Source organism: Stenotrophomonas sp. YJH_SMC_57, from assembly GCF_059369755.1.
Genome location: NZ_JCAFSZ010000004.1, coordinates 90,949 through 115,319, shown reverse-complemented (window position 1 = coordinate 115,319; position 24,371 = coordinate 90,949). Strand labels below are relative to the sequence as shown.

The window sequence follows — 24,371 nt, the reverse complement described above, 5'->3', positions numbered from 1 at the left end:
CCGGCCGCTGGCCGGCACCCCAGGATCACGTAGTGCCGGCCGCTGGCCGGCAACCGGAAAACATCAAAGAGCCCGCCATGAGCCGCAAGCACGCCTTCCAGTTCCTCGACCTGCCCCGCACCATGCCGCAGCGCATCCCGGTGGAACTGCGCACCTCCGGCGACTGGGGCGAGCTGTACGGCAAGTTCGGCAAGGAGGATGCCCAGTACCAGGCCGGCCGCTGCCTGGACTGCGGCAACCCCTACTGCAGCTGGAAGTGCCCGGTGCACAACGCCATCCCGCAGTGGCTGCAGCTGGTGCAGGAGAACCGCATCCACGAAGCCGCCACGCTGTGCCACAGCACCAACCCGCTGCCGGAAGTATGCGGCCGCGTCTGCCCGCAGGACCGCCTGTGCGAAGGCAGCTGCACGCTGGAGGAATTCGGCGCGGTCACCATCGGCGCGGTGGAGAAGTACATCGTCGATACCGCGCTGGCCAGCGGCTGGCGCCCGGATCTGGGTGCCGTGCAGCCGACCGGCCACAGCGTGGCGGTGATCGGTGCCGGCCCGGCCGGCCTGGCCTGCGCCGACCGTCTGGCCCGCGCCGGCATCACCGCCGTGGTCTACGACCGCTATGAACAGATCGGTGGCCTGCTGCAGTTCGGCATTCCCAGCTTCAAGCTGGACAAGGACGTGATCCACCGCCGCCGCGAAGTACTGGAAGGCATGGGCGTGCAGTTCCGCCTCGGCGTGGAGATCGGCCGCGATGTCAGTGTGCAGCAGCTGCTGGACACCCACGATGCGGTGTTCGTCGGCACCGGGGCCTACCGCTACACCGACGGTGGCCTCGACGGCCAGGACCTGAAGGGCGTGCTGCCCGCGCTGCCGTTCCTGGTGCAGAACAGCCGGATTGTCGGCGGCGACGATCCGAAGGGCCGGCCGATCGCTGGCTGGGAAGACACCATCGCCCTGCCCGATCTCAACGGCAAGCGCGTGGTGGTGCTCGGTGGTGGCGACACCGGCATGGACTGCGTGCGCAGTGCGGTACGGTTGGGCGCGGCCAAGGTCACCTGTGCCTACCGCCGCGACGAGGCCAACATGCCCGGTAGCGCCCGCGAGGTGGCCAACGCGCGCGAGGAAGGCGTGCGCTTCCTGTTCAACCGACAACCGCTGTCGATCGAAGCCGGTGCCGATGATGAAGTGATCGGCGTGACCGTAGTCGAGACCCGCCTGGGCGAGCCCGATGCAAACGGCCGCCAGAACGCGGTGCCGATCGAGGGCAGCGAATCGCTGCTGGAAGCGGACGTGGTGATCATTGCCTTCGGCTTCTCGCCGACGCTGCCGGCGTGGTTGTCCGAGCACGGCGTGGAAGGCCGGTCGAACGGCCGAATCGTGGCCGGTGGCAAGGACCGCCTGCCATTCCAGACCGCGCATCCGCGCCTGTTCGCCGGCGGCGATGCGGTGCGCGGCGCCGACCTGGTGGTGACCGCCGTGGCCGAAGGCCGCGACGCTGCCGCCAGCATCGTGCGCCTACTGGCGGTTTGAGTCCGGTACCAGCAGTACGGCCAGCAGCGCGTGCAGCGACGGCGCTTCCACCGGCTTGGCCAGGAAATGCTCGATGCCGGCGTCGCGGCAGGCCTCGCGTGTCCTGTCCAGCACGCTGGCGGTGAGCGCGATGATCGGAACCCGCGCACGGGCTGCACAGGCATCGGCGCGGATCGCGCGCGCCAGCGTGAATCCGTCCATGTCAGGCATGTGGCAGTCGGTGATCACCAGATCGAACGGCCACGCCTGCCAGGCCTCGAGGGCCTTGCGGCCATCCGTGCAGGCATGCACATGCAGCCCCAGGCCGCGCAGGCGCTGCTCCAGCAGGTGCAGGTTGGTGGGATGGTCTTCGGCCACCAGCACCCAGGCGGGCGGCAGCGCCGGCACCGCCGCGGCCGGCGGCGGTGAGGCCTCCGCAGGCCGCTCGCAGGCGGCCAGGTCCAGCTCCATCCACACCGTCGTGCCCTCGCCGGGCCTGCTGCGCAGCTGCAGTTCGGCGCCCATCGACGCCGCCAGTTCGCGGCAGATCGCCAAGCCCAGGCCACTTCCGCCGAAGCGGCGCGTCGTCGACGTCTCGGCCTGGGTGTAGGCGGCGAACACCGCCTGCTGCCGTTCCGGACTGATGCCCACACCGCTGTCGCTCACCTGCAGGCGCAGCCGCTGGCCATCCTCCAAGTGCTGCAGCACCCGCACCTGCAGTTCCACGCTCCCCTGCTCGGTGAACTTCAGCGCGTTGCCGGCAAGATTGAACAGGATCTGGCGCAGGCGCAGGCCATCAGCAAGCAGCCCGGGCTGCAACGCCGGATCAAGTTCGATGCGGAGGTGCAGGCCCCGGCTGGCCGCAACAGGCATCAGCAGCTGCTGCACTGCCCGCAGCATCGCCGCCAGATTGGTGGGCCGCAGCTGCAAGGGCGCAGGCTGCAGGCGCTGGCTGTGCAGCACATCGTCGAGGATCTGCCGCAGCATCCTCGCCGCATCGACCACCGTGGCAAGCACCTGCTGCTGGCGCGCATCCAGGTCGCTGTCGGCCAACCGTTCCAGCATCCCCAGCAGGGTGCTCATCGGCGTACGGATCTGGTGGCTCATCGTCGCCAGGAAGTGGGTCTTGGCCAGCGCCACCTGCTCGGCCTCGCGTCGGGCCTGTGCCAGCGCAAGGGTGCGAGACTGCACTTCGCTGACATCCATCCAGTAGCCGCTCCACTCGATGCCGTCGCCGCCACGCGGCAGCGGTCGTCCATGCGAATGCACCCAACGCCAGCCCTGCGGCGACTGCGTCCGGAAGAGGACATCGATCGGCTCACGCGCCAGCGCGGCCGCGTCAACCGCTTCCGTCAACCGCGCATGATCGTCGGGGTGGACCGCGGCCAGCAGACGCCGATGATCGATCAACGCGGTCTCGACGCTGATCCCGAACAGCGCATGCACATCCCCTGCGATCTGCGGAATGCTGTAGTGGCCTTCTGCCGAGCGACGCGCCTGGAACACCACCGCCGGCAGATTCGAGGTCACCTCCTGCAGCCGCTGGGCGGCCACGCGGCGGCGCTCGCTTTCGCGGTGCACGCGCCAATAGCCGAACGCGTACACCAGCGCGAGCGCCAGCAGGATCAGCGAAGACGGCACCAGCCAGTGCAGAGCTGAAAGTGACGACTGGCTTCGCGGCACCGCCGGCAACCAGGCCGCACGCATAGCCTGGCGTCGTGCGTCACTCAAACTGGACACGGCCTGCTCGAACGGTTCGATGATGCCCGCACAGGCTGGCACCGTGGCCAGCACGAGCGCATCGTCGAAACCGGCCGGTGCAGCGACGACCAGTGGATCTCCCCGGTAGCGCCGCAGGGCAGCCTCGACCTCACCCAGATTGGCGATCACCGCATCGACCAGGCCGGTGCCCAGCAGCGAGAGCGCGTCATCGAGCGGTGCCGGGGGAAGCAGCTGTGCGCCCGGTGCCTGTTCGGCCAGCATCGCGGCCAACGGCTCGGGGTCCGGACTGGCCACGGTGCGTCCGCGCAGCGCCCCTATTCCCAGCACCGGTGGCGCATCCCGGCGCCGTACGATCACCTGCGGCAGCTGCAGGTAGGGAGCGCTGGCCACCCAGCCCGGGGGCAGTTGCGAACGGGGCCAGCCCAGCAGCGCCTGGATGCCGTCGGGCACCCTGCCCTCGGCCACCGCAGCGGCCAGCAACGGTTGTGGCTGCAAGGGTCGCTGGGCACCCAGCAGCGCCAGGTAGTCCGCATCGGGTCCGTTCGCCTGCCCCTGCACGCTGGCGGACAACGGCGTGCGGTCGGATGGCCAGGCGATACGCAGCGGCGACCCGCAACGTGCGGAGGTGGTGGCTGGCAGCAGCAGGCATGCCATCACGGCAGCGGCAGGAAACCCAACGACGTTCACGGCAGGCATCCTCATTCGCCGGCGGGAGAAACGGCCGCGCAGCGGTACCGCTGCCTGCCACGCTAGCGACGTGTCAGCAGGCAGCAATGAAGAAAGTTGTAAAAACATCCAGAACGGGGAATGGCGACATACACTGCCGCTTTCACCCGTATCTGCGGAGCTCTTGATGCGCATCGGCCTGGCTGCCAACCGTCTCCACCATCACGACGTGCGTGCGGCCCTGTTCCGCTGGTTGCGTGCCAGCGAGCCCGGACTGCGCGAACTGGGGGTGTCGCTGCACGCGGTCGGCCGCACCCATGACGCGATCGGGCGACAGGGATTCCTGGCCGGGTACGACGGCCTGCACCGCTATCCCTACGGACGCGAAGGCGGCCTGATGAAGCTGGTGGCCGAGGTGGTCGGCATGGGCCCGGAACGGACGCTGGATGGCGCGATCTATCTGATCGATCCGGTCGATCCGTCATCGGTGTTTCCGGAAGCGACGGCGCTGAAACGACAGTGCGTGATCCACGGCAAGCCGTTCATTTCGACCGTGGCCACTGCGCGCGACTGGGTGGAGGTGGAGCGTGTGCATGCCGGGCTGCCAAGCGATCCCGGTGCTGACGATCTGCATGCGTTCGAAGGGCAGACGCTGGCGCTGATCGCGCACGATGCGATGAAGCCGGCGATGCTGGCCTTCGCCGACGAGCACTTCGCGGTACTGGCGCGATTCGGCGAGCGCGTGGCGACGGGCACCACCGGGCAGCGCTTGAACGAACTGGCCTGGAGCCGCGGCTGGCCCAGTGACACGCCGTGGGTGACGCGCTACCAGAGCGGCCCGATGGGCGGTGATGCGCAGATTGCCGACCGCGTGCTGGAAGGGCGCTGCCAGCGCGCGATCTTCTTCGAGGACCCGCATGTGGCGCGCCAGCACGAGGCGGACATCCAGCTGCTGGAGCGCGCGGTGACCACGGTGACCGACCAGGCGGTGTGCATTACCGCGCCGCGGGTGGCGGCACGCTGGGCGGCGGCGGCGGCGCTGCGGGTGGGGTGATGGAGGTTTCGGCCAACGGCTGAGCCCCTCGTGGCTGGCGGTATCTGAAGGCAAAGCCGTGCTGGGCCGGGCGGGTGAGCCATGCAGGGGACGCTGCAAGTACATCCCTGTAAGCTCGATGGCGCCATCCATGGCGCCAACGCCCCTGCATGGCTCACCCGCCCGGCCTCAGACAGTTTCCGTGCGTGCCCAGCCACGGAAGAAAGAAAGAAGAGCAGGAGCGGGTCGCGCGCTGCGCGCGCTCTTCTGTAGAGCCGGGCCATGCTCGGCTGCTCTTCAACGAGATGACTGGAACCCCGCGCTGCGCGCGTTGGCCGAGCATCGGCTCGGCTCTACAACAGCTGGCGTAGCATGGCCTTCAGTCTGCGCCCTTCCAGTTGGAAGTAGTCGCGCTGTTCTCGCCAGGCGGGGAAGCGCTGTTCCACTTCATGCCAGAACGCGGGCGAGTGGTTGGGCTGGATCAGGTGGCAGAGTTCGTGCACCAGCACGTACTCGAACGCTTCCGGGCGCCCCAGCACCAGCGCAAGGTCCAGCGCCATGCTGCCGTCGGGGGCCAGCGAGCCCCATTGCGAGGACATCACCTTCAGCCGCAGGCGGCTCGGCGCGCGCGGCAGGGTGGGCAGGTACTTCGGCAGCCAGCGGCCGACATCGGCACGGGTCTGGGCTTCGTAGAATTCGCGCAGCAGGCGGCGCAGGGTGGCATCGCCGCCACGGCTCGGCCATTGCACGCAGGCGCCGTGCGCGTCGATCTCCAGGCGCGCATAGCGGCCTTCCTGCCAACGCAGCGGCAACAGTTCACCGCGCAACGGCAGCACACCGGCTTCGCCCGGCTGCAGCGGCGCCGGCAGGCCGTGGCCCTGGTACTGGCGCAGCTGCAGCGCCAACCAGTCGCGGTGCTGTTCCAGGAATCGCTCGCCCATCACCAGGCTGGCGCGCGGCGGCAGGGTCAAGCGTGCGCCACGCTCGTCCACGCTCAGCTTGATCCGGCGTGCGCGCGGATCGCGCACGCGCAGCACCTCGATCTCGGCATCCTCCAGGCGCAGGCGGACGGTGTCACGCTGCACGGTGGCGGGCGGAGCGGGTGAGATCAGGCGGCGCAACAGGCGGCTCATGGCGCCAGCATAGCGCCGCTTCGGGCCGCTGGATGACCGGCGGCCCACGCAGTGCCTGTTCAGTCAGCCTTGCTGAGCTTGAAGGCTTCTTCCAGCAACAGGAACAGGCGGCGGATCTCGGCGCTCTGCAGGGCGAAGCGGGCGTCGAACTCGGCGCGGCGGCCGTCTTCGTCGGCGTGCTCCAGCTGGTCCAGGGCACCGTCGAGGAACTTCAGCTTGCGCACGATCAGGTCGTCGCCGATCACGAACGACAGGTTGTCTTCGAAGATCAGCGCCAGCTTGGTCACCTGCTTGCCGGCGTCCAGGTGCTTGTCGATCTCGTCGCAGCGCAGCTCCTGGTGCTGGCACTTGACCACCGCGCCGCCCTCCACCGGGTCCTTCATCTCGCACTCTTCGCCCAGGCTCAGCCCGGTCGGCAGCGGCTCGCCGGCAATCCAGCCGGTCAGGATCGAGCGCGGCGCGACTTCGGCATTCAGCGGCATCGCCGGGAAGCTGCCGAGCAGGCCGCGGATGTCGGACATGAAGTATTCGCCGGTCTTGCGGCTGGAGGTATCCACCGCGACATAACCGTGCTGCAGGTCGATGAAGGCGTCATTGCGCGAAGACTTCACAAAGGCGCGCGGCAGCAGCTCATGCAGCAGGTCGTCCTTCATGCGCTTGCGCTCGCGCCCGCCCGGGCGACGGCCTTCCTTTTCCTCGATCTCCTCCAGCTTGCGCTCGAGCAGGTCGTTGACCACCGCCGCCGGCAGGATCTTGTCCTCACCGCCCACGGTCAGCCACAGGTGCTCGGCGATGCGGTGGGAGAGCAGTTCCTTCTCCTCGCGGCCGAACGGCGAGATGAAGCCGCGCGAATTCATTTCCAGCGCGCCGACCGGCTTCAGCAGGGCGTGCGGCAGCAGGGTGTCGACTTCGGAAAAATCGGTGGCGGTCGGGAAACGGAAGAACGTCAGGTTGCGAAAGAACATGGAATTCCGGATGGCAAAGAGGAAGGGCGACCGACCTTAAATGGCGGGCGTCTCGGGATCTGCGTCGGCGTCGGCCGGGGAGCCGGCCAGCCAGGCATGGGCGTCGGGCAGCGGCGCGTCGTCGCGACGGCCCAGCGCCATGAAGTCGAACAGGGTGGTATCGGCCAGCTGCGAGGGCCGCACTTCGCCCATGGCACGCGCGATCTGCTCGATGCGGCCCGGGTGGTCCTTCTCCCACTGCCGGAGCATCAGGCCGACCTGGCGGCGCTGCAGGTTCTCCTGGCTGCCGCACAGGTTGCAGGGAATGATCGGGAACTGGCGTGCCTGCGCGTACTCGACGATGTCGCTCTCGCGCACGTACGCCAGCGGCCGGATCACCACGTGCCTGCCGTCATCGCTGCGCAGCTTCGGCGGCATGCCCGACAGCTTGGCGTGGTGGAACAGGTTCATGAAGAACGTGGCCACCATGTCGTCGCGGTGATGGCCCAGCGCGATCTTGGTGAAACCGTGCGTCTCGGCATAGTTGTACAGCGCGCCACGACGCAGGCGCGAGCACAGCGAACACATGGTCTTGCCTTCCGGAATGACCCGGCTGACCACCGAATAGGTGTCCTGCTCGATGATGTGGTACGGCACGCCCAGCCCGGCGAGGTACTCGGGCAGGATGTGCTCGGGGAAGTCCGGCTGCTTCTGGTCCAGGTTCACCGCCACCAGCTCGAACGGCACCGGCGCCTTCTTCTGCAGCTGCAGCAGCACGTCCAGCAGGGTGTAGCTGTCCTTGCCACCGGACAGGCAGACCATGACCTTGTCACCGGCCTCGATCATGCCGAAGTCGGCAATCGCCTCGCCCACCTGGCGGCGCAGGCGCTTGGCCAGCTTGTGCTGCTCGCGCTCGGCCACGCGCGGATCGCGGGCGGCGCGGGGCGGGGGATCGGGAAGGGAGATCACGGCACTCATGGTCTCCATTCTAACGGCTCGGAGCCGCCGCGGCCGGGCCGAGGGGCTCCCCTCTCCCGGCAGTCATCATCGCTGTGTATGCTCGGAGGCTGTGGACACCTACAGCCCCGCCGAGATCGTCGAGCACCTCGCCGCCCTGCGCGCCGAGCACCGCCTGCTGGATGAACAGATCACCCGCATGGCCGCCAACGGCGAGGACGAGCTGGAGTCCAAGCGCCTGAAGCGTCGCAAGCTGCAGCTGAAGGACTGCATCGCCCGGCTGGAAAGCCTGCAGATTCCCGACGAGCCGGCCTGACGCCGGGTTCGGATGGGGGCCAACCTTGGTTGGCCTACTGCTTTGGTGGGGGCCAACCTTGGTTGGCATGCCGTTCGCCGGGCAACCCTCGGCCCTGCCGTCAATCCTGCGGCGCAGCCTCGTCCGGGCGTGCCGCTTCCGGGCTGACCCGCTCGATGGTGTGGCGCAGCTCGCGGCCGAGGATGAACTTGGCATCCTTGGCCCAGGCATCCAGGCGTTCGTCGAACAGCAGCTTGCTGTTCTCGTCCGGCCACACCAGCCGCAGTTCGCGCAGCTTCTGGATGAAGCCGCGGAACAGGGACTTGTCGAAGAACTCCGGTGCCGCCGGTGCATACAGCAGGCTCAGGCGCTGCGCCGCCTGCTGGCACAGGCTTTCCAGCTCGGCCGCGCCGAGCACGCCGGGGCCGTTCTTCACCAGCACAGAAATGGCGATGTAGTAGCGCTCGAACGCCTGCTGCAGCGAATGGCCGATCGCACGCAGGCGGAACACTTCGTCGGTCTGCCCGGTGTTGCGCGCCAGGATGCCGCCGTCGTCATCGTTGACGTTCTGCAGCAGGCCTTCGCGCACGAACACATCGATGGTCCGGTCGATACGCTGGGCGAACTCGTCCTCGCTCCACGGCAGGAACAGTTCGGCCTGCAGGAACGGGTACACCGTGCGGCCCAGCTGGACCAGGCCGGTACGGCTCATGCGGCGGTTGTTCTGGAAGCAGCAGGCCACCCACGAGGAGGCGGTGAACAGGTGCACCACGTTGTTGCGGAAGTAGCTCAGCAGCACCGCGGTATCGCCGCTGACGCTGAGCACATCGCCCAGTGGGTGCTTGATGCGGGTGAGGACGTTGATTTCCTCGGCGTGGGCGATGATCCGCTCCGGCGAGTGCGGAGTGACCGTCACCCGGTCCGAATACGGCATCTCGACCAGCAGGGTCTTGCACAGCTCGATCTGCGCGATCAGGTCGGCCTCGCCCATCGCATGCTTGGGCGTGGACAACAGGGCCAGCGCCAGCAGGTTGATCGGGTTGACGTCGGCGGCGCCGTTGATGCGCACCTGGATGCGTTCGGCCAGCGTGTCCACCGTGGTCGACAGCCAGGCCGGCTTCTCGTCCTCGGAGACCGCTTCCCCCTTCCACTCCGGCGCCTTCTCGGCCAGCACATCGTTCAGCGCGATCGGCTCGCCGAAGTTCACTACCACCTGGCCGTAGTTCTGCTTGAGCACCTTGGGGATGCCCCACAGCAGCGACCAGATCGATTCCTTTTCCTTCGGCCGGCCGGACAGTTCGTCCAGGTAGCTGCCGCCTTCCATCAGTTTCTCGTAACCGATGTAGATGGGCTGGAACAGCACCGGCTTGCGCGGCTGGCGCAGGAACGCGCGCAGCGTCATCGAGATCATGCCGCCCTTGGGCTGCAGCAGGCGGCCGGTACGCGAGCGGCCACCTTCGACGAAGTACTCCAGCGAATAGCCGCCAGCCACCAGCTGTGCAACGTATTCACTCAGCACCGCCGAGTACAGCGCGTTGCCGCGGATCGAGCGGCGGATGAAGAACGCGCCACCCTTGCGCAGCAGGGTGCCGACCACCGGCAGGTTCAGGTTGATGCCGGCCACGATGTGCGGCGGCACGATGCCGCGGTCGTACAGCAGGTAGGACAGCAGCAGGTAGTCCATGTGGCTGCGGTGGCTGGGCACGTACACCACTTCATGGCCCGGCGCAGCCGCCTTGAACTTGTCCAGGTGATGCACCAGCACACCGGCATAGATGCGGTTCCACACGTGGCTGAGCATGAAGCTGGCCGAGCGCACCACCGGGCTGGAATAGTCCGCGGCGATTTCCCAGGCGTAGGCATGTGCCTTCTTCCAGGCATCGGCCGGCTTCGAATTGTCGCGCTTGGCCTGTGCGGCGATCGCCTCGCGCACCGGTTCGGCTGCCAGCACCTGGTCGACCAGCAGGCGCCGGGTCGACAGGTCGGGGCCGATCACCGATTCACGGATGCGGCGGAAATGGGTGCGCAGCACGCGCTGCAGCTTGCGCACCGTGCGCTCCGGCTCCAGGCCTTCGTCCACGGTGCTGCGCAGCGAGATCGGCGGGGCGAAGCGGACGATGGTGCTGCGGCCGTTGAGCAGCACCGCCAGCAGGCGGCGGAAGCGGCCGACCAGTGCCCAGTTTTCCGAGAACAGCACGGCGAACCAGCCGCTCTGCTTGTCTGGCGCGCGGCCGACGAAGATCGACACCGGCACCAGGTGCACGTCCAGGTCATCGCGCACGCGATGTGCCTGCAGCACCTTGGCCAGCGAATCGGAGTGGGTCTTGGCGCCACGCTGCTCGGGGATCAGCGAATTGCTGGAGCTGCGTCGCGACAGCGCCAGGTAGGCGCGCTTGCGGCCGGTCGGGTCACCGGCCAGCGGCACCAGCGGCGACGGCAGCCCGGCCTGGCGGCAGGCCTTGTCCAGGATCAGCGCGTTGGACAGGCCATAGTCTTCCAGCACGTACATGACCGGGCGGCCATCGTTGTACTGGCCAGGGTCTTCCGGTTCGATCTTCAGCGACAGCCACGGCTCCACCAGGCGGCCCAGCAGGCGCGCCCACAGCGGGCGGCGGCCGGCCGAACGCGCGTGCGCCGGCGGCGGTACCGGGTTCGGGCCGGTACCGGTCGAGGGGGACGCCGGCACCGTATCGGCGGGCGTCGACGGAGATTCTTCGCCGGGGAACGGCAGCGGGTTCTGTTTCGACATCGGCGCCATTATGGCTTAGGCGGTGGCGTTGCCGCTTCCCCGCCCTCGGCGGGGACTTCGGCCGGGGCCGGCGCTGCGTCGGCACGGGCCGCATCGGCCTTGCGCAACAGCGCGTCGGTGTCGGCCAGGGTGCGGGTCAGGTACCAGTGGCCCTCGCGCCGGCTCAGTGGCAGCTGCAGGCTCATCTCGCGGCCTGCCAGGTCGTAGTGCAGGCGCACCAGCGCGTTGTCACCTTCCACCGACAGCAGTTCCCCACGCACGCTGCGCAGGGCTTCGTCCACGCCCAGCCCGTAGCTGCCCAGCACGGCCTTGAGGGTATGGATGAACGGTGCCAGCTGCTGCAGGCTGCCTTCCATGCCCGCGGCCTGCAGGCCGGCCTCGTCATCGAAGCCGACCTTGCCGGCAGCGCCGACCAGCGCGGCGATGGTGCTGCGCGCACGGGCGCGGTCGCTGATCGGTGCGCCCTGCGCCCAGGCCGCGAGGGTCTCGACCAGGGCAATGTAATGCGCCTGCTGGCCGGGGGTGTAGCCCTTCTGGTGGCGCAGGTACTGCACGCCGAAGTTGCCCATCGACTGTGCGGCCTGGCGCACCGCACCGGCCTGGCCGGCCAGCTGGCGGTCGAAGCTGCGCTGCAGCTCGGTGCTGGCATTGGGCTTGCGCAGGGCGGCCAGCATCGGCAGCAGCTGGTCGCCCAGTGGCAGCTCGGTCAGCGGCCACTGGCTGTGGCCCTCGGCCCAGGCCTGCTGCAGGCGCTGGTACTGGCTGGGCGGTACCGACAGCCTGGCGTAACCGACCAGATCGTCTTCGGCCAGGCGCAACGCCATCGCCTGTACCGCAGCCACCGGCTCGGCCGCTGGCTTGGCCGGGTCGTTGCCAGACTCGCGGCACGCCGCCACGGCCAGCAGCAGCATGGCCGCCAGCCCCCATCCACGCGCAGACCTTCCTCGCACCGCCACGCTCATGCATTCGGACTCCCCGGACCGGTCCGCATCTTGCGGCCTGCGACGTGACAGCGGCAAGCCGGGCCGTCACGGTTTCCACAGCCGAGGATGCAAATCGCTGAAAAGCATAAAAAAAGAGCCGGGATCACAGGGATCACAGGCTCTTCAAGCCGGCACGGGGCCGGAGGACAGTGTTGTGGCACATGTCCGGTCCAAGGACCGGATGGCGGCGATCCTACGCTGCCCGGAAAGTTAAGGCAACACTTCACGTAATGCGATATATGTATTTGATTTTATTGAATCAATCGCGCTGCCAGACGGCCTCAATGAAATCTACGGCGTGTTTTTCGGCGATTCGGGCATAAACGCCGGGATAGCCGGCCAGCGCGCAGCCTTCGCCCCAGCTGACCACGCCGAACTGGGTCCAGCCCTCGCGCAGTCGCAGCAGCAGCGGCCCGCCGGAATCACCCTGGCAGCTGTCGATGCCCTCGCGGCCGGCACAGATCACCTTGCCGCTCGACAGCTCACCTCCGTAGGCCTGCTGGCATTCGTTGAACGGCACGAACGGCACCTGCACCGTCTGCAGCTGGGTGGGATAGACCCGGCCATCGCCGATGTCGGTGTCACCCCAGCCGATCACGGTGAACTCGCGGCCCGGCTTGAGATAGCTCGCATCGGGCCGCAGCCGCAGGGCGACCGGCTGCGCATCGGCCAGCGGCGCGCTGAGCTGGATCAGGGCGACGTCATGCTCCAGTGAGTTGCCGCTGTTGAAGGCCGGATGGATGTGGATTGCCTTGACGTTGGAGGCACGCGACGCGGCCTCGGTGGAGAGCGTGGCCTCGCCGGCCAGCACCGCCAGGCCGGTCGGATTCTCGCCCTGCAGGCAATGCGCGGCGGTCAGTACCCACGACGGTGAAATGAGCGTGCCGCCGCAGAAATGGCGGTCATGGTCCGAGTCGCCGTCGAAGACGCCCTGGATGCTGACCATGAACGGGTACTCGCCCGGTTGGGCGGCTTCGCCGCCGATGATGCGCGGTGCCTCGCGCACCTGCGGTGCGGCGATCGCAGGTGTGGCAGACGCGGCCAACAGCAGGCCGATGAACAAAGAGGTGCTGCGATACATGATCCCTGTACTCCTCTATCGATGGTTGGAACCGGCACGGCCGCGGTCCGTGCCGGTGCATCGATTGGGAAGCAGTGATGGCGTTCACAGGGCGAACGCGCGCACAGTTTCCACGCCATGCGCTGTCTGCGTCAGTGGTGGCCGCACAAATGCGAACGCCATCGCGCACGGGTCGCGATGGCGTTCATAGTGCCGGCGTGACCGGCGTTCTCCACTGCCTCAGCGCGCAGCCAGAGCCGACGCGATTTCCTGCTGGATCGCCCGCGCCGCCGCCTGCGGATCGGTGGCCAGGCGGATCGGACGGCCGACCACGATCGCATCGGCGCCATCGGCAAAGGCCTGGGCCACGCCGACCGTGCGCTTCTGGTCATCGCCGACCGGGCCGCCGGGGCGGATGCCCGGGCAGACGATCGAGAATCCAGCGCCGGTGGCGGCACGGATCGGGGCCGCTTCCTGGCCCGACGCGATCACGCCATCGATGCCCGCCGCCTGGGCGGCCAGCGCGCGCTCGACCACCACGTCCACCGGCTCGCGGTCGATGCCCATCTGCGCCAGGTCCGGGCGGCCCATCGAAGTCAGCACGGTCACCGCCAGCAGGCGCATGTCGCTGCTGTTGGCGGCCGCGCAGGCCTCCATCATCGCTGGATGCCAGCCGTGGATGGTGGCGTAGCTGACCGGCCACTGCGACAACCGCTTGATCACCGCCGCGGCGGTGGCCGGGATGTCGAAGAACTTCAGGTCGACGAACACCCGCTTGTCGCGCCGGGCCAGTTCGTCGAGCACCTGGAAGTACTCGCCGGAGGCGAGCAGTTCCATGCCGATCTTGTAGAACGCCACGCTGTCGCCGAGGCGATCGACCCACTCCAGTGCCTGCACGCGGTCGGGCACGTCCAGCGCGAAGATCAGGCGCTCGTCATCGCGCAGCGGCAGTGGCGCGCGGCTCACGGTGCGTAGTCCAGGGCGGCGCGCTTGGCGTCGTGGCGGGCCTGCCGCGACTGGCTGTAGTCATTGTTGAACTGCGCCGGCTCGAAGCCGCCGTAGGTCGGGTTCGGCAGCATCCACCAACGCTCGCCGAACCAGTCGTGGTACTGCTGCAGCAGCGCGTCACGGCCGTCGTTGGTGTTGGCGGTCACTTCCACGAAGTCGCCCAGCTGGTCGCCGAACTGCATCAGCACGCGGTACTGCTGCCCGGCCAGGCGGCGGCGGCAGTTCTTCTCGCTGCCGTTCTGCTCGCAGCCCGGCACCACGGTGCCCAGGCCGAGGAACACGCTGTCGTCGGCCACCGGCAGGCCCTGCTCGCGCAGGTTGGCCAGGGTGGCGTCCTTCAGGTGCACGGCGCGGTTGGAGATGTACAGCAGGGTCACGCCCCTGGCGTTGGCGGCCTTGGCGAAATCAACCACGCCGGGGATGGCCTTGGCCTTCTTCTCGGCCACCCACTGGTCCCAGGTCAGCTCGTCGTATTCCTTGCCATCGCGCACCAGGCGCGCCTGGTAGGGCGAGTTGTCCAGCACGGTTTCATCCACGTCCAGCACCACGGCCGGCTTCAGGCCCTTGGCCTCGTTGCCGCGCTCCTCCGGCACCAGTGCGTCCCAGTGGGCTTCCTTCAGCGCCGCGTCCAGGTGGTCGGCGGCGGCACGGTAGGTCTGCTCGGTGATCGCCTTGTACTCCTGCGCGCGCTGCATCCACAGCACCGCGTTGAGGTTGTCGTTGGCGGTGGCATCGAGCGTGCCATCGGCCTTGGCGGCGGCGGCCGGGGCCTCCGGGGCAGCGGCTTCGGCGGCAGGCGCATCCACGCGCTTGCAGGCAGACAGGCCCAGCGCCGCAGTGGCGAGCAGGGTCAGGGACAGGGAAACGGGACGACGCATGGGTTCACCGGCAATCAGATATACCGGCGCATTTTACCGGCAAAGCCGCCGCCGGGACGGCTATGCTTGGCGGTTGACCCGTTGCCCTTCCGGAGGCCGCCATGACCGATTCCGCCCAGACCCCCGACGTCCCCCTGCTCGACGCCGTGCAGGCCCGCCTGCTGGGCTGCCTGGTGGAGAAGGAGGCGACCACCCCGGACACCTACCCGCTGACGGTCAACGCCGCCCAGTCGGCGGCCAACCAGAAGACCGCGCGCGAGCCGGTGATGAACGTGGACGCCGGCAGCGTGCAGCACGCGCTGCGCCAGCTGGAGGCATTGGGCCTGGCCCGCCAGCACTTCTCCTCGCGCGCGGACCGCTACGAGCACCGCCTGCAGGCCGCACTGGACCTGACCCGGCAGCAGACCGTGCTGCTGGCGCTGCTGCTGCTGCGCGGGCCGCAGACCCTGGGCGAGCTGGTCTCGCGCAGCGAGCGCCTGCACCGTTTCGTCGACACCGACGAAGCCCGACACGCCATCGAGCGCCTGCAGCAGCGCGCGCTGCTGGTGGTGCTGCCGCGTGCCAGTGGCCAGCGCGAAGACCGCTACATGCACCTGCTGTGTGGCGAAGTGGACGGCGCAGCGCTGGCGGCGAAGTTCGCCAGCAGCGGCGGTGGCAGCGACGCAGCCGATCCGGGCCTGGCCGAGCGCGTGGCACAGCTGGAAGCGGCCGTGGCCGAACTGCAGGCGCAGCTGGCCGAACTGCGCGGCTGAAGCTGTGCCCGGGAGTGCCGACCGCTGGCCGGCAACCCTGGTTCACCGTGATGCCGGCCAGCGGCCGGCACTACCGGATGTCCTGCCGATGCGGTGCCGACCCACGGTCGGCACCCACCACGATCAAACCTCGGCCGCGCCCGGCGTGGCATACAGCCGGCTCGGGCTGTCCACGCCCGGCAGCTGGATCACCCCGCGTTCCTGCATGCCCAGGCCCAGCAGGATCTTCCCGGAAACCACGTTGTCCAGGTCGGTGATGCCGTACAGATCCACGATGCCCAGCTCCGCACGTGCATGCGCGAACACCGCCCGCGCCGCCTCCCCGGCATAGCCCTGCCCCGTGAACTCCGACAGCACGGCATAGCCGATATCCGGCCGCGGCAGGCCATCGCGCCGCACCAGCCCGGCATTGCCCAGCCAGGCACCATCGGCCAGCCGCTCGATGGCGTACATGCCGAACCCGTTCAACGCATAGCTGTGCAGCACGCGCAGCGCAATGTACTCGCGCGCCTGCGCTTCGCTGCGCACATTGCGGTCACCGATGAAGCGCACGAAGCCCGGATCATTCAACAGCGCCAGCATCGGCGCCGCATCCCGGTCGGGCTCGATCGCACGCAGACGCAGGCGTTCACTTTCGATGGGATGCACGCGCAGTCCTCCAGCCGAAACCCCGATTCTGCCTCAACGCCCGGCTGTTGCCGTGGCCTTTGATCTTCTTTTTTCTTTTCCGTGGCTGGCGCGCACGGAACCTGTCCAGGGCCGGGTAGATGGGTTGCGCAGGGGCGTGAGCCGCATGGATGCGGCGACCGAGCTTACAGGGACGTACTTGCAGCGTCCCCTGCGCAGCCCATCTACCCGTCCAACCACAGATGTAATGCGAACGGCGCCAACCACGAGGGGCTGCGCCGTTCGCCGATCAATCGAACAACGCCTCGATCGCCGCCAACCCCGCACTCGCCCGCTCCTTCTTCCGCGCCGCGTCGGCCACCGGATCCGCACCATCGCGCTGGATCTCCTCGGCCGGAATCTCCTCGAAGAACCGGCTCGGTTTCAGCCGCACGTGCTCGCCGAACTTGCGCGTCAGCTTGCTGTAGCTCATCCACAGCTGGATCTTGGCCCGGGTGATGCCCACGTACAGCAGGCGTCGTTCTTCCTGCAGGTTGCCCTCGTCCAGGCTGACCTGGTGCGGCAGCACGCCGTCCTCGCAGCCGACGATGAAGACATAGGGGAACTCCAGGCCCTTGGAAGCATGCATGGTCATCATCCGCACCTGGTTGCCGCCCTCGTCCTTGTCGCTGCGCGACAGCAGCGCCAGCTGGCCGGCCAGGTCGGCGGCGGTGGCACCGCGCGGGCCGCCCTCGAACCACTGCGCCAGTTCCTCGATGTTGTTGGCGCGGCGCTGGTAGCTGGCCTCCTCCTTGGCCTGCTGGCGCAGCTCGCTGAGCAGGCCGGATTCCTTGGCGACCTTGCGGATCATGTCGCCGGAGGTGACCTGCCGGGTCTGCGCACGCAGGTCGCGCAGGATGTCGGTGAAGCGGGCCAGGCTGTTGGCCGCGCGCGGCGGCAGCTGCTGCAGGGCACCGATCGCCTCGGCGGCCTGCGCCATCGGCATGTCCTTTTCCTGTGCCAGTTCAGCCAGCTTGGCCAGCGTGCCGGCGCCGACGTCGCGCTTGGGCGACTGCACCGCGCGCATGAACGCGGTGTCGTCGTCCGGGTTCACCAGCAGGCGCAGCCAGGCCAGCGTGTCCTTCACTTCCTGGCGTTCCAGGAACATGGTGCCGCCGGTCAGGTGGTACGGAATGCGCAGCAGCTGCATCGCCTTTTCCAGCGGACGCGACTGGAAGTTGCCGCGGAACAGGATGCAGAAATCGCTCCACGGCACATTGCGCGACTGCGCCACGAAGGCGATCTCGGCCGCGACCTTTTCGGCTTCGTGTTCGCTGTTGCGGCATTCCCACACGCGGATGCGCTCGCCGTCGGCCTGGTCGCTCCACAGCTTCTTCAGGTGCTCGTGCGGGTTGTTGGCGATCAGCGCGTTGGCTGCGCGCAGCACGCGGTTGGAGCAGCGGTAGTTCTGCTCCAGCTTGATGATCTCCAGCGCGGGGTAATCGCGCCCCATCTGCTGCAGGTTCTCCGGGTTGGCGCCGCGCCAGGCATAGATCGACTGGTCATCGTCACCCACGCAGGTGAAATTGCCCTTGTCGCCGGCCAGCTGCTTGAGCAGGCGGTACTGCGCGTCGTTGGTGTCCTGGCATTCGTCCACCAGCAGGTAGCCGATGCGCTCGCGCCAGGCCAGCGCGATCTCCGGGTTCTCTTCCAGGATCTGCACCGGCAAGCGGATCAGGTCGTCGAAGTCGACCGCATTGAACGCGGTCAGGCGCAGCTGGTAGCGCTCGTAGACGCTGGCAGCTTCCTTCTCGCGGTTGCTGCGTGCGGCGGCCATCGCCTGCTCGGGCGACAGGCCGGCATTCTTCGCGCGCGACACCAGGTTCTTCATGTCCTCGATGTCGTCGGGCTTGGCGCCGTACATCAGATCCTTGATCTGTGCCGCCGCATCGTCGGCATCGAAGATCGAGAAGCCGCGCTTCAGGCCCACCGCAGCGTGCTCGATCTGCAGGAACTTCAGGCCCAGCGCATGGAAGGTACAGATCGTCACCTCGTCGGCATCCTGCTCGCGCAGGCGCTTGGCCACGCGCTCGCGCATTTCCTTGGCCGACTTGTTGGTGAAGGTGATCGCCGCGATGCGCCGGGCCGGGTAGCGGCCACAGCCGATCAGGTGGGCGATCTTTTCCACGATCACGCGGGTCTTGCCGCTGCCCGCACCGGCGAGCACCAGCAACGGACCTTCGATGTGCAGGACGGCGGCGGCTTGGGGGGGATTGAGACCGTGCATGGGATGGGGATTGTAGCGGGGCCGGGTGACGACCACAGCCGGCCGCCGGTGGGGTTGCTGAACGGCTTCGGCGGACTGGGGCTGCGGCGTACAATCCGTCGATGGCCAAGCTCTACTTCTACTATTCGGCGATGAACGCCGGCAAGACCACCACCCTGCTGCAGAGCGCACACAACTATCGCGAGCGCGGCATGCGGGTGGCGATCCTGACTCCGCGCCTGGACGATCGCGCCGGCGCCGGCGTGGTCGCTTCGCGCATCGGCCTGCGCGCCGATGGCATGGCCTTCGACCGCGATACCGACCTGCAGCGCTGGGTCGAGCAGGATCTGGCAGCGAACGGACCGATGGGCTGCGTGCTGGTGGACGAGGCGCAGTTCCTGACCCGCGCCCAGGTCTGGCAGCTCAGCGAAGTGGTCGACCAGCTGCGCATTCCGGTGCTGTGCTACGGCCTGCGCACCGATTTCCGCGGCGAGCTGTTCGAAGGCAGCCAGTACCTGCTGGCCTGGGCCGACGAGATGCAGGAGATCAAGACCATCTGCCACAGCGGCAAGAAGGCGACGATGACCGTGCGCGTGGACGAGCATGGCCACGCGGTACAGGATGGCCCGCAGGTGGAGATCGGCGGCAATGACCGCTACGTGTCGGTCAGCCGCGCCGAATTCAAGAAGATCACCCGCGGTGAAGGACGGATCGATCCGGCGCAGGCGCCGCTGCCGTTGTAACACCAGCCGGAACATCCCGGCCCATGACCACCGGCGGTTTACAGGCTCCCGCCGGCTGCCTAGGCTGGGGCCGATCAGCTGTCGAACAGGACGTCCGCCATGCGCCGCACCCTGCTTTTGCTTGCCCTGTTGTCTGCCCACCTGCCCGCCCTGGCAGCCGAGCGTCCCGCTTCTCCGGAAGAGGACGCGACGCTGATCAATGCTGGCTTCCTCGACAGCCACCCGGACATCATGTACCGGCAATGGGGCGTCGGCGCGCTGCATCGCAATGACGTCAAGGCCGCCATGGATCATTTCCGCCGGGCCGCGCGCTATGCCGACAAGCCCGCCCAGGGCTACCTTGGCGAAATGTACTGGTTCGGGGTCGACCAGCCACGCGACCCGGTGATGGCATTCGCCTGGATGGATGTGGCCGCAGAACGCGGCTATCCGTTGTTCGCCGAACTGCGCGACGAGTACTGGGCAACCCTGCCACTGGAACAGCACCAGGCGGCACGTGCGCAGGCGCAGGCGCTGCGCGCAGAGTACGGCGATGCCGTGGCACGGCCACGCATGGCGGACGTTCTCAGGAAGGGTCGCCGGGAAATGACCGGCAGCCGCACCGGCTCGATGAGCAACAACGTCGATGTCGTCTTCATGGACGGCGGCATCAGCCGAACCATCAAGGCCGACCGCCTGTACGACCCGAAGTACTGGGACCCCAAGCAGTACGAACGCTGGCAGGACGAGACCTGGATGAAGATCCGCCGCGGCACGGTGCAGGTGGGCGTGCCGACCCAGAGCACCGCCACCGAGGCCAAGCCCTGAACGGGACGGGCCGGTGGCTGGCCGGCCCGTCACCGCTCAGTACAGCGTGCGCTCCGGCGCTCCGGCCGGCGGCGGGGTGTACTGGTACAGCCAGGTCTCGGTGAGGGTCTTGCCGCCACTGCGCAGGAACAGGCGGATGTCGATCTGCTCGGTGCTGCCTTCCGGCGGCACCAGGTCGAACATCGCGCGGTAGCCGTTGATCTCGCGCAGCGGCCGTGCCGACACGATCTCGACCCGGCCGCGGCTGGCTTCCACCACCGCTTCAACCTCGGCCTTGTCGATCAGCGAGGCCAGCTCGCCACCTTCGAAGTCCACCGCGAAACGCCAGCTGAAATACTCGCGCTTCTTGCCGACCACGCCGCCCAGGCCGGTACGGCTGGCGACGCAGTGCGCCAGCGGCGGCCGTGCCGGCGGTTCGGCGCCCCAGTACAGGCGGTAGCCGACCAGCAGTTCCTGGCCCGGCTGCGGCTTTTCCTTCGGGTTCCAGAACGCCACGATGTTGTCGAAGGTCTCGTCCACGGTGGGAATCTCCACCAGCTGCACCGAGCCTTCGCCCCACTCGCCCTTCGGCTCCACCCACAGGCACGGGCGCTTCTCGTAGAACACGCCATCGTCCTGGTAGTGGTCGAAGTTGCGGTCGCGCTGCAGCAGGCCGAAGCCGCGCGGGTTGCGGTCCACGAACATGTTGAAACGCAGGTTGCGCGGGTTCAGCAGCGGCCGCCAGATCCACTCACCGGCACCGGTCCACAGCGACAGGCCGTCGGTATCGTGGATTTCCGGGCGCCAGTCCCAGCCCATGCGGCGGTCGTTCTCGCCCACCTGGTACATGCTGGTGCACGGTGCGATGCCCAGCCGCTCGATCGTCTTGCGCGGGTATAGCGCGCTGTCGATGTCCATCAGCAGCACGTCACCATTGGTGATCGCGAAGCGATAGGCGCCGGCCACGCTGGGCGAATCCAGCAGGCCATAGACCACGATGGTCTCCGAATCAGCCGACGGCTGTTCCAGGTAGTAGGCGATGAAATCCGGGAATTCCTCCGGCTTGCCCATGCCGGTGTCGATCGCCAGGCCACGCGCGGACTGGCCATACTGGCCCTCCTTGCCCACCGCGCGGAAGTAGCTGGCGCCGAGGAACGCGGCGAAGTCGCGGTCGGTGTCCTTGCGTGTGTTGAGGCGGAACCCGGCGAAGCCGAGGTCGGCCGGCAGTTCGCCATCCTTGATGCCGCTCTTTCCGTAGTTGAACGCCGCGCCGTCATAGGCCAGCTCCTGCGCCTTGCCGTCGACCACATCGAACATGCGTACCGGCGAGTGGAAGTACAGGCCCAGATGGAAGAACTTGGCCTGGAACCTGCCCGGCTGGTCCGCCCACAGGGCGTGGTCCTGGCGGTAGCCGATCGACTGGTACTGGTCCCAGTCCAGGCCTTCCAGGCGGCCCGGCAGCACCCGCTTGTGGCTCTTGTAGGGCGCCTGTGCCAGCGCGCGTGCCTGGCCCTTCAGGGTGGCAAAGTCGAACGGCTGCGGCTGGCCAAGACGGCGCAGGCCCATCTGGCCGCTCTTGCTGGCCGCGCATGCGGGCAGGGACGGCAGGCCGAATGCAGCCAGGGCGAGGGAGGCATTGCGGATGAAGTCGCGTCGTTGCATGCAGGCGCGTCAGGCACAGAAGGAAGGTCGGCCATCATAGGCAGACAAACGTTAACGGGCAGCGGAGACGCACCCTGCCCGTTCAGCTGCCGCTGGCCGCCTGCTCAGCGCTGGCAGTGGCTGCACCAGACGCTGGCACGCTGGCCGATGGTGGCGTGCTTCAGCGCGCGGCCACAGTTCGGGCAGGGCAGCCCATCACGGCCGTACACCAGCAGCTCCTGCTCGAAGTAGCCCGGTGCGCCGTCGGGGCTGATGAAATCGCGCAGGGTGGTACCGCCACGGGTGATCGCATATCCCAGGATCTCCTTCACTGCGTCGGCCAGCCGCTGGTAGCGCTCGCGCGAGATCTTTCCCGCCTCGCGCAGCGGACTGATGCCGGCCTTGAACAGGCTCTCGGCGGCGTAGATGTTGCCCACGCCCACCACCACCGCCTGGTCCATCAGGAAGGTCTTCACCGGCGCGCTGCGGCCACGGCTGCGGTCGAACAGGTAATCGCCATCGAAGGCGTCGTCCAGCGGCTCCGGGCCCAGGCCCTGCAACAGCGGGTGGGTCTCCCCGGCCGGCTGCCAGAGCAGGCTGCCGAAGCGACGCGGATCGTTGAAGCGCAGCAGGCGGCCGTTGTCGAGGCTGATGTCGACGTGGTCGTGGGCACGCAGCGGGGTATCGCCAGGCAACACGCGCAGGCTGCCGGACATGCCCAGGTGCAGCACCGCGCTGCCGATGGCGGTGTCCAGCAGCAGGTACTTGGCGCGCCGGCGGATATCCTCGATGCGCTGCCCCGGCAGCAGCTCGGCCACTTCCGGCGGAATCGGCCAGCGCAGGTCGGCGCGGCGCAGGATCACCCCATGCACGCGGCGCCCCTGCAGGTGCGGCGCCAGGCCGCGACGGGTGGTTTCGACTTCGGGCAGTTCAGGCATGCGGCAATTCTACGCCTCAGCGGCGGGCACGGCCGGGCGCCGGCAGGCGTGCTCAGCGCGGCGGCGCGGCCAGCTCGCGCGCATCCAGGAACCCGTCGCCGTTGGCATCCTGCGTGTGGAAGCGCTGCACGATCACCTGCCGTTGCTGCACGCGGCTGATCGCCCTGCCCTTGCCACCGGGCAGCTCATCGGCGCTCAGCACGCCATCGCCATTGCGGTCCATGCGGTCGAAGGCGTACAGCATCCACTGCACGTACTCGGCCTCACTGACCTTGCCGTCGCCATCGCTGTCCATCCGCTGCAGGTAGCTGGCGGTATCGGTAACCTGGGCCAGCACAGCACCGGGCAGCAGGGCAGCCAGCAGCACCCCGAGCCCTGCCCTCACGCGCCCACCAGGCTGTAGCCCTTCAGCCGCGCGGCGTAGGCCTGCAACGCCGCGATGCCGCTTTCCTCGGCCTCGCGGCACCAGGCCTGCAGCTGGTGCAGGCGCTCGGCGGCATCGTGGCCGCGGGCTTCCAGCAGCGCGGCCAATCGCCCGCGGTACTCGACCAGGGTGCGGATGCGCGGCCGCTGTGCCACCCATTCACTGAGCTGGGCACGGTTGTCCGGCTTCAGCCAGCGGCCGTCGTTGACCAGGCCACGGCGCAGCCGGCGTGGCAGCAGGCGGCGCAGCTTGGCCCCGGCGTGGGCGGCCTCCTCGCGCAGGGCCGGCATGAACACATTGCGCTGGTAATCTGTCATCGCCTGGAAACGGTGCGACAGCAGCGCCTTCAGGGTTTCGGCATCAGGCACGGCGATGTTCGGGCGCACGTCCATGGCCGGCGCCACCCGCAGCACCTTGGCCAGGCGCAGCGCCTGCAGCAGGCGGATCGCACTCCAGCCGATGTCGAATTCCCAGCGCCGCATCGCAAAGCGCGCCGAGCTGGGGAAGGCATGGTGGTTGTTGTGCAGTTCCTCGCCGCCGATCCAGAAGCCCCACGGCGTCAGGTTGGTGGAGGTATCGGCCGATTCGTAGTTGCGGTAGCCCCACCAGTGGCCGAGCCCATTGACCACGCCGGCCGCCCAGAACGGGATCCACGCCATCTGGATCGCCCACAGGGCCACGCCGGGCAGGCCGAACAACACGGTATTGATCGCCAACAGCAACACCGGCCCCAACGTGGCATGCGGGGTATACAGGCGCCGCTCGATCGCGTCGTCCGGGGTGCCGCGCCCGTACTGCTCGATGTCCGCGCGCTGGCCGCGGGCTTCGCGATACAGCTCCACGCCGTGCCAGAACACCTTGCCAATGCCGCGGGTGACCGGGCTGTGCGGGTCCTCCTCGGTCTCCACCTTGGCGTGGTGCTTGCGGTGGATGGCCACCCATTCGCGGGTGATCATCGAGGTGGTCAGCCACAGCCAGAAGCGGAACACGTGGGCCAGCACCGGGTGGAAATCGACCCCGCGATGGGCCTGGCTGCGATGCAGGTAGAGGGTCACCGAGAAGATCGTGATCTGGGTGAAGACCAGCAGGACTGCCAGCATGGCCCACCACCCCAGGCCGAGCACACCACCGGTCAACAGGGACATCAGGTCATCTGGCATGACGGCGCTCCGGTTCGGTGCGGGGATGGCAGACATCATGGGCGCTTGCGTTGCAAACTGCATCCCTGCGGCGGTGTTCTTCACCGCCATCCGTGGCACCGTTCACAGTTGGGGACCCGAGTTGT

At 68.1% G+C, this 24,371-nt stretch carries 21 protein-coding genes; 6 read left to right on the top strand and 15 right to left on the bottom strand.

The window, feature by feature from the left end:
• Positions 1 to 77: 77 nt before the first annotated feature.
• Complete coding sequence (locus AC5P7U_RS06340) at positions 78 to 1,523, top strand: FAD-dependent oxidoreductase (RefSeq protein WP_197564321.1); 1,446 nt, start codon at positions 78 to 80, stop codon at positions 1,521 to 1,523.
• Here the strand turns inward: AC5P7U_RS06340 and AC5P7U_RS06335 are convergent.
• A complete protein-coding gene (locus AC5P7U_RS06335; protein WP_312560650.1) occupies positions 1,509 to 3,920 on the bottom strand; it encodes an ATP-binding protein in 2,412 nt (803 codons plus the stop codon). The genes AC5P7U_RS06340 and AC5P7U_RS06335 overlap by 15 nt on opposite strands.
• A 157-nt stretch (positions 3,921 to 4,077) precedes the next feature.
• Here AC5P7U_RS06335 and AC5P7U_RS06330 point away from each other — a divergent pair, with 157 nt between their 5' ends.
• Positions 4,078 to 4,944, top strand: coding sequence for a methylglyoxal synthase (locus AC5P7U_RS06330; RefSeq protein ID WP_308308737.1), 867 nt, complete (start codon positions 4,078 to 4,080; stop codon positions 4,942 to 4,944).
• A 332-nt stretch (positions 4,945 to 5,276) separates the two neighbouring features.
• On the opposite strand, the gene AC5P7U_RS06325 is transcribed toward AC5P7U_RS06330, so the two are convergent.
• The 3 genes from AC5P7U_RS06325 to ttcA are packed head-to-tail and all read right to left on the bottom strand — an operon-like array spanning position 5,277 to position 7,978.
• A complete protein-coding gene (locus tag AC5P7U_RS06325; protein ID WP_495220880.1) occupies positions 5,277 to 6,056 on the bottom strand; it encodes a M48 family metallopeptidase in 780 nt (259 codons plus the stop codon).
• Positions 6,057 to 6,115: 59 nt separating this feature from the next.
• Positions 6,116 to 7,021: a recombination-associated protein RdgC gene (locus AC5P7U_RS06320; RefSeq protein ID WP_004153441.1), complete on the bottom strand. Its 906-nt coding sequence runs from the start codon at positions 7,019 to 7,021 to the stop codon at positions 6,116 to 6,118.
• A 36-nt stretch (positions 7,022 to 7,057) separates the two neighbouring features.
• Positions 7,058 to 7,978, bottom strand: coding sequence for a tRNA 2-thiocytidine(32) synthetase TtcA (ttcA, locus tag AC5P7U_RS06315; protein WP_414554845.1), 921 nt, complete (start codon positions 7,976 to 7,978; stop codon positions 7,058 to 7,060).
• Positions 7,979 to 8,069: 91 nt separating this feature from the next.
• Between ttcA and AC5P7U_RS06310 the strand changes: the two genes are divergently transcribed.
• Positions 8,070 to 8,273 (top strand): YdcH family protein, encoded by a 204-nt coding sequence (locus tag AC5P7U_RS06310; RefSeq protein ID WP_004153435.1) that lies wholly within the window; start codon positions 8,070 to 8,072, stop codon positions 8,271 to 8,273.
• A gap of 100 nt (positions 8,274 to 8,373) precedes the next feature.
• Here the strand turns inward: AC5P7U_RS06310 and plsB are convergent, their stop codons facing one another.
• From plsB to AC5P7U_RS06285, 5 genes are all read right to left on the bottom strand, one after another.
• A complete protein-coding gene (gene plsB / locus AC5P7U_RS06305; RefSeq protein ID WP_053448401.1) occupies positions 8,374 to 11,010 on the bottom strand; it encodes a glycerol-3-phosphate 1-O-acyltransferase PlsB in 2,637 nt (878 codons plus the stop codon).
• On the bottom strand, positions 11,010 to 11,963 hold the full coding sequence (locus AC5P7U_RS06300) for a hypothetical protein (RefSeq protein WP_197564317.1): 954 nt from the start codon (positions 11,961 to 11,963) through the stop codon (positions 11,010 to 11,012). Before AC5P7U_RS06300 ends, plsB begins: the two co-directional genes overlap by 1 nt.
• Positions 11,964 to 12,243: 280 nt before the next feature.
• Positions 12,244 to 13,065 (bottom strand): S1 family peptidase, encoded by an 822-nt coding sequence (locus AC5P7U_RS06295; protein ID WP_004153433.1) that lies wholly within the window; start codon positions 13,063 to 13,065, stop codon positions 12,244 to 12,246.
• Between the two features lie 219 nt (positions 13,066 to 13,284).
• Positions 13,285 to 14,010 (bottom strand): orotidine-5'-phosphate decarboxylase, encoded by a 726-nt coding sequence (pyrF, locus tag AC5P7U_RS06290; RefSeq protein WP_004153432.1) that lies wholly within the window; start codon positions 14,008 to 14,010, stop codon positions 13,285 to 13,287.
• A complete protein-coding gene (locus AC5P7U_RS06285) occupies positions 14,007 to 14,930 on the bottom strand; it encodes a 5'-nucleotidase, lipoprotein e(P4) family (protein WP_004153431.1) in 924 nt (307 codons plus the stop codon). The genes pyrF and AC5P7U_RS06285 overlap by 4 nt, the downstream gene beginning before the upstream one ends.
• A 101-nt stretch (positions 14,931 to 15,031) precedes the next feature.
• Between AC5P7U_RS06285 and AC5P7U_RS06280 the strand changes: the two genes are divergently transcribed.
• On the top strand, positions 15,032 to 15,682 hold the full coding sequence (locus tag AC5P7U_RS06280; RefSeq protein WP_495220879.1) for a YceH family protein: 651 nt from the start codon (positions 15,032 to 15,034) through the stop codon (positions 15,680 to 15,682).
• 123 nt (positions 15,683 to 15,805) lie between these two features.
• Here AC5P7U_RS06280 and AC5P7U_RS06275 read toward each other — a convergent pair whose 3' ends face one another.
• Together AC5P7U_RS06275 and AC5P7U_RS06270 are read right to left on the bottom strand one after the other, a co-directional pair.
• On the bottom strand, positions 15,806 to 16,330 hold the full coding sequence (locus tag AC5P7U_RS06275) for a GNAT family N-acetyltransferase (RefSeq protein ID WP_004153424.1): 525 nt from the start codon (positions 16,328 to 16,330) through the stop codon (positions 15,806 to 15,808).
• Between the two features lie 268 nt (positions 16,331 to 16,598).
• Complete coding sequence (locus AC5P7U_RS06270) at positions 16,599 to 18,575, bottom strand: UvrD-helicase domain-containing protein (protein ID WP_049456653.1); 1,977 nt, start codon at positions 18,573 to 18,575, stop codon at positions 16,599 to 16,601.
• A gap of 101 nt (positions 18,576 to 18,676) precedes the next feature.
• Here AC5P7U_RS06270 and AC5P7U_RS06265 point away from each other — a divergent pair, with 101 nt between their 5' ends.
• A complete protein-coding gene (locus AC5P7U_RS06265; protein WP_008264720.1) occupies positions 18,677 to 19,297 on the top strand; it encodes a thymidine kinase in 621 nt (206 codons plus the stop codon).
• A gap of 99 nt (positions 19,298 to 19,396) precedes the next feature.
• Entirely contained in the window at positions 19,397 to 20,104 is a 708-nt protein-coding gene (locus tag AC5P7U_RS06260) for an SEL1-like repeat protein (protein ID WP_004153410.1), read from the top strand.
• Between the two features lie 36 nt (positions 20,105 to 20,140).
• On the opposite strand, the gene AC5P7U_RS06255 is transcribed toward AC5P7U_RS06260, so the two are convergent.
• The 4 genes from AC5P7U_RS06255 to AC5P7U_RS06240 form a co-directional block, all read right to left on the bottom strand.
• Positions 20,141 to 21,745 carry an OpgD/OpgG family glucan biosynthesis protein gene (locus AC5P7U_RS06255; protein ID WP_004153409.1) on the bottom strand — a complete coding sequence of 535 codons (1,605 nt, stop codon included), beginning with the start codon at positions 21,743 to 21,745 and terminating at the stop codon, positions 20,141 to 20,143.
• Between the two features lie 104 nt (positions 21,746 to 21,849).
• On the bottom strand, positions 21,850 to 22,662 hold the full coding sequence (gene mutM, locus AC5P7U_RS06250; protein WP_004153408.1) for a bifunctional DNA-formamidopyrimidine glycosylase/DNA-(apurinic or apyrimidinic site) lyase: 813 nt from the start codon (positions 22,660 to 22,662) through the stop codon (positions 21,850 to 21,852).
• Between the two features lie 52 nt (positions 22,663 to 22,714).
• Positions 22,715 to 23,047 carry an EF-hand domain-containing protein gene (locus AC5P7U_RS06245; protein WP_197564461.1) on the bottom strand — a complete coding sequence of 111 codons (333 nt, stop codon included), beginning with the start codon at positions 23,045 to 23,047 and terminating at the stop codon, positions 22,715 to 22,717.
• Entirely contained in the window at positions 23,044 to 24,246 is a 1,203-nt protein-coding gene (locus AC5P7U_RS06240) for a DesA family fatty acid desaturase (RefSeq protein WP_197564462.1), read from the bottom strand. The genes AC5P7U_RS06245 and AC5P7U_RS06240 overlap by 4 nt, the downstream gene beginning before the upstream one ends.
• Positions 24,247 to 24,371 lie beyond the last annotated feature (125 nt).